This is a genomic window from Gardnerella sp. 26-12, assembly GCF_001660745.1.
Lineage (GTDB): Bacteria > Actinomycetota > Actinomycetes > Actinomycetales > Bifidobacteriaceae > Bifidobacterium > Bifidobacterium swidsinskii.
Genome location: NZ_LWSR01000094.1, coordinates 1 through 10,145 on the forward strand (window position 1 = coordinate 1; position 10,145 = coordinate 10,145).

Consider the following 10,145-nt stretch of genomic DNA (forward strand, 5'->3'; position numbering starts at 1 on the left):
AATAATATACATATGCTCCGTGATAAAAGGGTTCGCAAAATTTACGACAACCCTTCAACCACGGAGCATTGTTATATCTGTAAAGCTATAGAACTGTAGGCTACAGAGATATAAGCTACAGAGATATAGGTGCGACAAATAGATGCCGTTAAATGATCTGGGTACTGGCAGCGGGTACTGGTAGCGAGATAGCACACCACTGCGATAATGACAGCGTACTACTGGCATTAGGTAATATCAGGCAACATACGCAATGTTACACGTACTAAATATGGCATACTGAACTACAGAGCTACTTACGTGATTGTTAACGCAACTCCAATCGCCCTACATTTTTCCGGCAAATGTGGTCAAATAAAGCCAAAGCGAAAACAAATGCCGTGGAATAACACAGCAAATGTTTCCACATAACGCCAAAACGACTACAAACGCCGGAGAAAATTCCCCGGCGTTTGTAAAGTCAAAACCAGCTAAAGCAGCAGCTCAGCAGTAGCAGCAACTCAGCAGTAGTATCCGTTCGCATTAAGGCGAGCTTCAGGATTAAGTAACATCGCCTTTTCTGCTTCGTGACCGTCGTAGCGAGTGCCATCTGGAAGGCGCATGCCATCCTTCAGCAAGTGACGATTCTCAACAGGCTCGAACAAAGCAGATCGCCCCATCATGCCTTCCTCAAATCGCCTCTGGCCCGCAGCCAAACGCGCATTCGCCTTGGTACGCCAATTCTTAAGCGCATCAACACCTGCGCTAGCAGCCACAGCCGCCTCAAAAGCACCAGGATGAACCAATGCCATAAATCCGCTAACATGACCGAAGCCGAGCGAAGTTGCGAGAGCAGCCTTCACTGCACAAGAACCTGCACCATCGCCAATGCGCATCGGCTCACGCAACCAAACCATGTGGTCGTCGCGCGCAAGCTTAGGATCCACGCAGTCAAGTGATGCGTTTCCAGGGATTACGCCACTTCTAAACAGTTGAGTCAAACCGTTGATTTGGAAGATGCACGCGCCGCCCTTTGCATGTCCAGTCAGCGTCTTTTGGCTGATTACGAACAGCGGATTTCCGTTCGTGCGTCCGATTGCGTGCGCAAGAGTATTGTGCAGCTCAGATTCGTTCGGATCGTTTGCATTCGTAGACGTATCATGCTTAGAAACCACAGCAATATCGTCCGGAGTAACGCCGAGAGCTGCCAAATCACGCACGAGCTTAGACTTAGCTCCACCCATGCCCGCAGCCAAAGCACCCAAGCCCGGAGCAGGAATAGAAGTGTGAATGCCATCAGCGTAGGAGTGAATGAAACCAACCACACCAGCAACAGGCAAGCCAAGCTTCAAAGCAATATCGCCGCGCGTAACCAAAATCGTACCGCCACCTTGTGCTTCAAGGAAGCCTCCACGTCTGCGATCGTTTGCGCGAGAGAAGAATCGTGGATTGATGCCCTTCGCATACATTTCTTCGCTATTGGCAGTTGCGTTCATATTGCCGAAGCCAACTACGGATTCCACGCCGATATCGTCAATTGCGCCAGTTACTACGAAATCAGCTTTGCCGAGAGCAATCTTGTCGACGCCTTCTTCGAGCGAAACCGCCGCAGTTGCGCATGCAGACACCGGCTGAACCATATTTCCGTAGCCGCCGATATAGGTTTGCATTACGTGAGCTGCAACAACGTTTGGAAGCGCCTCTTGCAATACGTCCGTAGGAATTTCGTGGTTAAGGAAACGATCCAAGTACAGTTTTCGCATTGAGCTCATGCCGCCGAAACCGGTTCCTTGCGTGGAAGCAACCATTGACGGATGCACAGATTGCAAAATCTCCGAAGGTGTGAAACCAGCAGAAATATAAGCGTCTACAGTTGTGACAATATTCCACAGCGCAATCGTGTCAACACTTCCAACCATTGAAGCTGGAATACCCCACTTCAGCGGATCGAAGCCCTTAGGGAATTGTCCACCGACGGTTCTGGTCATTGCAGCCCTACGCGGCACGCGAATCATAGAACCTGCCTTGCGCGTAACAGTCCATTCGCCAGATTCTGCATCGCGAGCAATCTCAGTATGCGATTCGTCAAGTGCCACGTATTCGCGCGCAATTGTTTCTGTTGGAACGCTGAAACTCACGTCGTGATCGAGGAAGATTTCTGCTTCTTCTTCGTTTGCTCCATCCTTGTAATCGCCGCCCATACCGGTTTCGAATGGTCGAATACCGGAACGTGCTACTACTTCATCGCGATATTTCTCTGCAATATCTTCTTCTGGAACAAGCGTGCCGTCCGCATCATACCAGCCTGGCTTTGGCGAATCCTGCCAAGTAAGCAAGCCCATATTCCAAGCCAATTCCAGTACTGCTCCTGCAGAAAGCTCCACGGAACCGTCTTCACGAATTCCAAGTTCTGCTTCGAAACGAGTACGTCCGGAACCCCATGGTCCAAGCTCGCCAACGGAGACGATCACAATTTCGTCTTCTGGACGCGCTGTTACGTTCTTCCAATCAGCCAAGTTGACTCGCGGCTGAGTTGGCACGTAAGGAGTTGGAAGTGCTTTGTTGGTTGATTTAGCAGAAGATTCTGCAGCTTCTTCTACAGCTTCCACCGCTTCTTCCGCAACTTCAGCACGCTTCTGATCTTCCAACGCTTCTGCACGAAGCGCGTTCAAATCAAGAGGCTCCTTGCCTAATCCTCCCGTAAAATCAACATCCAAAGGCGCAATTGCTGCCTGCTCTCGTGCTTCCTTCGTGCACAAATCAAGCAAACGATCTGCCATTTCTTGCGTAGAGTAGGTAGTTAATCCGTGACGCTCAACTACAGTCACAAGCGGATCATTTCCGCCCATTAAGCCGGTTCCACGCACCCATCCAATCTTAGGATGCGCGAAAGTCACGCGATCCGACCACACGCTTTCCGCATGCGCACGGTTCACAATAGCGTCGAAAGCGCTCTTGACTTCGCCGTAGGCACCATCGCCGCCGAACATACCGCGGTTTGGAGAGCCAGGTAACACAACGTGCATACGATGTTGTACATCTGTATCTGCTCCAATCTGTGCAAATCCGGCGATTGCACGCTCCACACCCCACAGCATCAAGCGCGATTGCGATTCAAAAAGCGAACCAGAATCAGCCAAAGTACCGTGAACTGGTGGAGCTGCAAACGGGAAGAACATGCTCGGCTCATAAGCAGGCTTCAAAATAGTAGTAGTTGCGCCACTTACTTTCTTCGAAACCGTGCCAACCCACTTTACAAGCGCATCGACATCGCGATAACTAGACAAGTTTGCTGGCACAAGCCACAACTTTGCGCCCATTTGAGCGTTTTCGCGATACGCTTTCTTTGCCCAAGACTTGACGCTCGGCTTGAAACTGTGCGAAGTTGCAATAACCGTAGCTCCACCCTTAAGCAAGCCCGTTACTACGCGAGCAGCAATCGAGTTAGGAGCAACGCCTGTAACTACTGCAACTTCTCCTGCAAAACGAGTTGCTTGAGCAGCATCGGCGTTGTTTTGCGCAAGTTTAGTGCGAGAATCGCGAGCAATACCTTTAAATATTGTTGCAAGATTGTTTAATTCGCGAGATTTAGAAAGACTTGCAAACCACTCAGCTTCCGAAGCTACTGCTTCCCCGGCACCGAGGAAACTACCAAAATCATTTAAGATTTCAGAAACTCCATTTACCTGAATATCAACATTCTTTCCGGCATACTTGTAGTACAAGCGAGCAACGTCTTCGCGAGCCGAAGCCCAGCGGTCGTCGAAAAGAATCGCTTTTCGCTCATCAAATCGAGGAGCCACTTGCTTTGGCCAATCCGCACCTAATTCTGCTTCAACAGCAGCTACAACAGCAGCATTTTCGTCACTTTCAGTTTCTGCTTTAGGAGCTTCAACACCAAGCTTTGCTAGCACAAACTTAGCAGTTGCAGCAAGTACGCCGTCTGCGCCAACAACTTGCTGCGCAAAAGCGTCAAGAGCTGCAGAATCAACAACAGCACCACCGGCTGCGCCAGCAGCGCCAGGCTGAGAAACGCTAACGCCGTGAGCTTGAGCAACTTGCGCAATTGCGGCGTCGATTAAAGCGTCAGCTGCAGCAGTATTCTTTGCAGGATCAGTTGAAAGTTGCGCAAGATTTTCACCGCGCACGCTAGCACCTTCACGCGTTTGCAAAACCAAAGCCGCAAGCACGTGCGCACGCCAGCCTTCGCCAAGCTGCCAGACTTCCGAAATACGCTTGTCAATTTGTGCTGGCTTCACACCTGCTGCACCGAAAAGTGCACGCAAACGTTCGCGCACAATATCGGAAAGCACTGCACCAAAAGCCTTGTAGCGAGGAGCAACCGAATCCACAAGCTTTCGCAACGCACTCATTGGAGCTTCTGCAGCACCATCCACGCTAGCCACGCCAAGCTCGGAACTAATATCCATAAGAAGCTGGTTTCTGCGTGAAGATACGCCGTTTGTAAGCGTATCAGTTGTGTCAGTGTCGCCGATTTGGTCAAGACGGATTTTTGCACTATACGCAATCAGCATTGAGATTGCGTCGGATGCTTTGAATGGCAAGTCTGCTACAGGTCCGCTTGCTGCTGCATTAGCTGCAGGAGCAGAAGCCGCAGGAGCAGCAGAGACAACATTTGCGGCAGGAGCAGCAGCTGCATCAGCAGTGCTACTTACTTCTTGACTATCTTCCTCAGTAAACACTTCAGGCACAAGCGAATCCGTGTCAGTCATATAAACGCGACCTTCGTCACGACCAACGTTGTAAACAGTCACTTTTTCGCCACTAAACTCCGGCAAAGCAAGAGTTTTAGCGCCAAGATTTGCCAAAGTTGGCGCGTTTCCTAAACCAACTTCAACGTACTCTTCAACGCCAAGACCGCCGCGAGCGCGATCGGCAAACATAAGAGCCTGCGTTTCAATCCAACGAACTGGAGAAGCGAACTGCCATGAAAGAAGCTCCGTAAGAAGCAATCTACCGAGCTTCTGCTCATCCTCTGCATAAGATTTCCACGTAGTTTCATCTTCCAAAGCTGCTTCAATGCGCTCAGATGGCACAACATCCAAAATCTTTTGTGCAAATTCTCGCGTAAGCTCAAACGGGCAAGCCACGAGGTTTGGAATGTAACGGTCTACAAGCACAGAGTAATCAATATGCTTCGGCAGCAGCGAATCGAGCTTGTCGCGGAATTCCGGCACACCCTTTCGAAGAATTCGAGAGTGGAACGGCACGTCAATTCCTGGAACAAACATGAATGGAGGCTTGCCGCCATACTCCTTAGCGCGCTTAGAAGCGTCTGCAGCCAATGCCTTCAAGCCTTTAATAGTTCCAGCAATTGCGTACTGCTGACCTGCCAAGTTGTAGTTTACAATTTGCAAGAATTCGCCAGTAGCCTTGGAAATGCCATCAACGTAAGCGTTCACGCTTTCGTCTGACACTCCAAACTGGTTTGGTCGAAGCGCACCCATGCGGTAGTTCGAGCGACCTTGCGCATCGCGCTCAATCAAATGATGCATTGTAGATCCGCGATGGAACACCAATTCAAGCACAGTTTCGAGTGGAATAATTTGCGCGAAGGAGCTCAAAGCATTGTATTCGCCAAGCGAATGTCCTGCAAAGTAAGCAGGCCAAATATCGCATCCTGCTTCACGCAAACGCGCGGTTTGCGCAAAGGCAACTGTTGCGAGCGCAACTTGCGTAAATTGTGTTAAATTAAGCAATCCTTCAGGATGGTGATAAGTTACGCCGTGAGCAGTAAGCTCCTTTGGATTATCGCGCACGACTGCGAGGATTGAGAATCCAAGCTTTTCGCGAGTAAGCTTGTCTGCTCGCTCCCAAGTATCGCGCACAGCAGGCGACTTTGCGCGCTCATCCAGCGACATTCCTTGCTTTTGGATACCCTGACCTGGGTATACGAATGCTGCACGTGGAGCGCGAGTAAGCGCGCTTGCTTTAGACACGATTTGCCCATCAACTCTGCACGTAACTTCCAAAGCAAGTCCGCCGCGACGAACTTTTCCAACGCGCTCAACTGTGATTTCTACTTCGTCATCAAGTTGAACCATGCCGTACATGTTGTATGACCAGCCAATGAGCTCGTAGCGAGCACCTTTTTCATCAACTGCTTGAGCCACATGTTGAGCTGTTGCAGAAAGCCACATACCGTGTACCAAAGGAGCAGAAAGACCGGAAATTGCAGCACCTCGCTTAGAAGTGTGGATTGGGTTGAAATCTCCAGAAGTACGCGCAAAAGCGGTCATATCGTGAGGAGCGCGAACGACTACTCTGCGCAAAGCTCTGCGAGGTGTGTCTTCAATTTCGTATCCGTGCAATCCTGCAGCTTCGCCATATTGCGCAGCTGGAGCAGGAAGCGCGTTACTGAAGCTTCGTCCACGAATAGCAAAACGCTCAGTTTCGTGAGCCAAACGAGTTCCATCTGCAGTAGTATGCACTACGTGAATAGTTACCACGCGTCCAGAAGCGGATTCTGCATACGGCTCAGCCCAGCCGAGTAAATTAATTCGCTTGTCGACATACTTTTTAAAGTCTTCGGCATCGACGTCAAGCTCTACTAAATGATCTAGGTGAACAGCGTTAAGCAGACCCTCAATAATCGGGTAACCATCAACCATTACGGAACCCAAAGCCGAGTAAATAGTTGGCCAAGCAGGGCCTACTAACGCGTCTGGCACAATGCGAGAAGCAAGCAATCCATCTGGAAGTCTTCCAGCAGTAGCAGACTCGTGGTCAATTCCAAGATTTCTCGAGAAAGTATAGGAAGAATGAACCAATCCAAATGGGAAATCTCTATAACCTTCTGCAAGCAAATCTTCCGGCAATTTTGCCAAACTGCCATCTTCTTTTACTGTTTCAACCTTAGGCATAGCATCAAGCACATCGCCAGTAATCGCTGTATTTCCAACACCTGCGGTTGCTGCAAGCATTTCGTACACGTGCTTTGGCAAGCGCTCGCGGTCAACTACTGGTATGCTTCCAGCTTGACTTGCATCAACAGTTAGCGGAATTACAATATCTCGTACCGCGTGCTTGCGTTTTGGCGAGTTTGCAGCATTTTTTGTAGAGTGTTTTGCTTCCTGATTTTCTTGATTATCCCAGAATGTATCTAGCTTAATATCTAAATCAAGCGAAATTACGTCATTATTACTAGAAGTTACTGTAATTACGTAATTTTCGTCTCCTAAAGACGTTCCGTAAGCAGGGTTTGCAGTTACATGACCAACCCAAGAAATATTCGGGCATGCGCGCACGTAAGCTTCAACGTTTTTAGCATCAGCAATCTGACTAAAAGCAGATTTTGAAGACTTGCTCGCCGCATTTTCCTTATTTTCTGCTTCTACTCCAGTTTCCGAGCCAGATTCTGCACGATTGAGCATAGCTGCTTCAAAACGTCCCAGAATATCGGCAATCGGCTCATCCATAGTCGTAATTCCAGCCACGGAAATCGGTCCTGGAATTACGCGCACAGCGTCTGCCGAGTAACGCGAATCTTCCGACTGCCAAAGCTGATCTTGACCCCACCAACGCAACAAATCGTTGTCAATAACTGGCACGAATGGCATTGGCTTAGGGTATTCGCGCACCAAAGTTGGGAACCAAGCGGCATCCATTGGCACAACGTTCATCTCGCGAGCTTGAGGCAACGCGTCAATCAGCGTATATAAAGCAGCTTGAGGGTGCTTAGAAACTTCTTCGATAGAAGGCAGAATAGAAGTAAATTCGCCTGAATCTTGATTAATTAAACGCGCTTCAATACGCTGCAACAAATGCATGTAGCGATCTACGTAAGTCGGATCCACCCAAGGGTATGCCAAATCTAGGAAACGTTGAGCAAATTGTGCGTAAGTCATGCTTTCTACGTCACCAAAATATGGTTTTGCAGTAGAGTTAAGTGCTTCGATTACTTCATCGCGACGCACTTCAAGCTCTTCAGGATGTTTCATCATATGAACGAGCAATCGACCGCAGCGAGCAGAAGCGTTTTCTAACTCGTAAATATCTGCGTGCAAATGGCTTAAACCACTCGTCACACCGCCAATCACTTTGCCAGAAGGCACCCAACGCTCACCCAAAGGTGCGAACGGATCCTCATCAAAACCTTCAATGCTAGAAGATTTCGGCATCGCAATACCCGGAGTTTCCACAAGCATACGCTTTACTTCAGGACTTGTATGTGCTTCCTTAGCTGTCATTGCAGCTGTGCCAATCATTACAGCATCAACTGGCATATTTGGCAAACCGTATTCATTCGCCCATTCGCCAGAAATGTAGTCTGCAGCACGCTCAGGAGTGCCAATACCACCGCCTGCAACAAGCACCAAATTTTCGCACTCGCGCACTTGCGCGTAAGTTGTCATAAGCAAATCGTCAAGAGATTCCCACGAATGGTGACCACCTGCAGCACCGCCCTCAACCTGTACAATAATCGTGGCTGGAGCAACAGCCTTAGCAATTCGCACAACTTGACGAATTTGGTCAACTGTTCCAGGCTTAAACGTTACGTAAGGGAATCCATCAGCTTGCAAAGATGCTACTAATTCCTTGGCTTCGTCAAGTTCTGGAATGCCAGCAGAAATAACTACACCATCAATAGGAGCTCCCGACTGCCTCTTTTTTGGCACGATTCGCTTCGAACCAAATTGCAAATTCCACAGGTAGCGATCCATAAACATGGCGTTAAATTCGATAGTTGCGCCTTCGCGAAGCTGATTTTCAAGCGACTTCATATGACGATCGAAAACTTCTGCAGTTACTTGACCGCCGCCAGCAAGCTCAGCCCAGTAGCCTGCATTTGCTGCTGCAGCAACGATTTCCGGCTCTACTGTCGTTGGTGTCATTCCTGCAAGAAGCACAGGAGCTTTGCCTGTAAGCTTGCTAAATTTGGTAAGCACTTTGCGTCCTGCAGGCGTGTTGATTACTCGAGGCGCAAAATCAGCCCAGCAGCCTGTACGCTCTGGTTCAGAAGCTGAGTCAGCTGTTGAAAGCTCAGCGCGAGAGCGCAATGTAGCAGCCTCTACGATTCCAGCGCCGGTTCCTTGCACAAGCACTCCAGTAAGCTTTCCGAGCACCTCGCTAGGACCCATGTCTAAAATCCAAAGCGAGCGCGCGTCGTTCTGCTCCAAAACTTCGCCAATTTGCGCAGCCCAATCAACAGGAGTTACAAGCACTGCATCCGCCAATTCGCGAGCAACTGTAGTGTTCAAGCCAGCCTCGCTCGCCCACTCTACTACCTGCTCAACTGCAGATTGAAGCATTGGCGAATGGAATGGCACTGTAACATCCAAATATTCAGCAACTGGCGCAAATACAGCTCCACCGCGAACTTTCATTTCGCGCAATTTTTTCGAACGTTTTGTTTCTTTTTGCGCTTCGTTTGCAACAGCTTCCATATCTTCCGGGTATCCTGCAATAACCACGTGATTGTAAGCGTTTTTAACAGCAATTGACACTTCACCGCGCGTGCGCTCTACGCGTGAAATTAACGCTTCTGCCTGCTTTTTAGTAACTCCTTTAAGTGACAGCATTGGCGTGTGCTCGCCGTCACCAGTAATTTCAAGCATTCGAGATTCACGATCTCCTGCAGCTCCAATTAAGTAGGCAATTGCAAGTAATTCTTCGATTTGCGCGCGAGCTTTTTGCCAAGACTTTGCTTTTATGCGAGCTTTTACCATTTCTGCTGCGATTACGCCTTGAGAATGACCCAAAACTGCGCACGGCTTGTTTACTTCAAAGTTGTATCCAAGATTTGTTAAGTCGCGCACTGCACCGAATTGTGCAAGCGTAATTCCAGGCACACTAAGAAGCGCGTTTGCAGCGTTAATATGCTTATTTTCTAGCGCGTCAAACACGTTTATGTCGCCGCCTGCATTTGCTAAAAGCTCAGAATAAATTGGCGATAGCAAAGCTTTTGCGCCTGCTTCGTACTCATGAAGTTCTGCGTTTAATTCTTCGTCTGAACCAAGCTCACGCAAAGCTTCAACCCACGGAGTCGACTGACCTGCAAACACGAGTGCGTGCGGATTATTAGCGAGTTGGTCGAAAAAGTATGTTGTCATGATGTTTCCTTCTCGTTGATTTGGATAAGTTTTATAAATTCTGTAAGTTTTGTAAGGTTTATAAGTTTTGTAAGCTGTCTCTTATACACATCT

At 48.9% G+C, this 10,145-nt stretch carries 1 protein-coding gene; it reads right to left on the reverse strand.

Annotated elements, in window-relative coordinates:
* Positions 1-500: 500 nt before the first annotated feature.
* Positions 501-10,052 (reverse strand): type I polyketide synthase, encoded by a 9,552-nt coding sequence (locus tag A5295_RS05030; protein WP_064621966.1) that lies wholly within the window; start codon positions 10,050-10,052, stop codon positions 501-503.
* Positions 10,053-10,145: the final 93 nt, after the last annotated feature.

Coding starts and splice junctions, on each gene's coding strand:
- A5295_RS05030 (WP_064621966.1), bottom strand. CDS start 10,052: ATGACAACATACTTTTTCGACCAACTCGCTAATAATCCGCACGCACTC.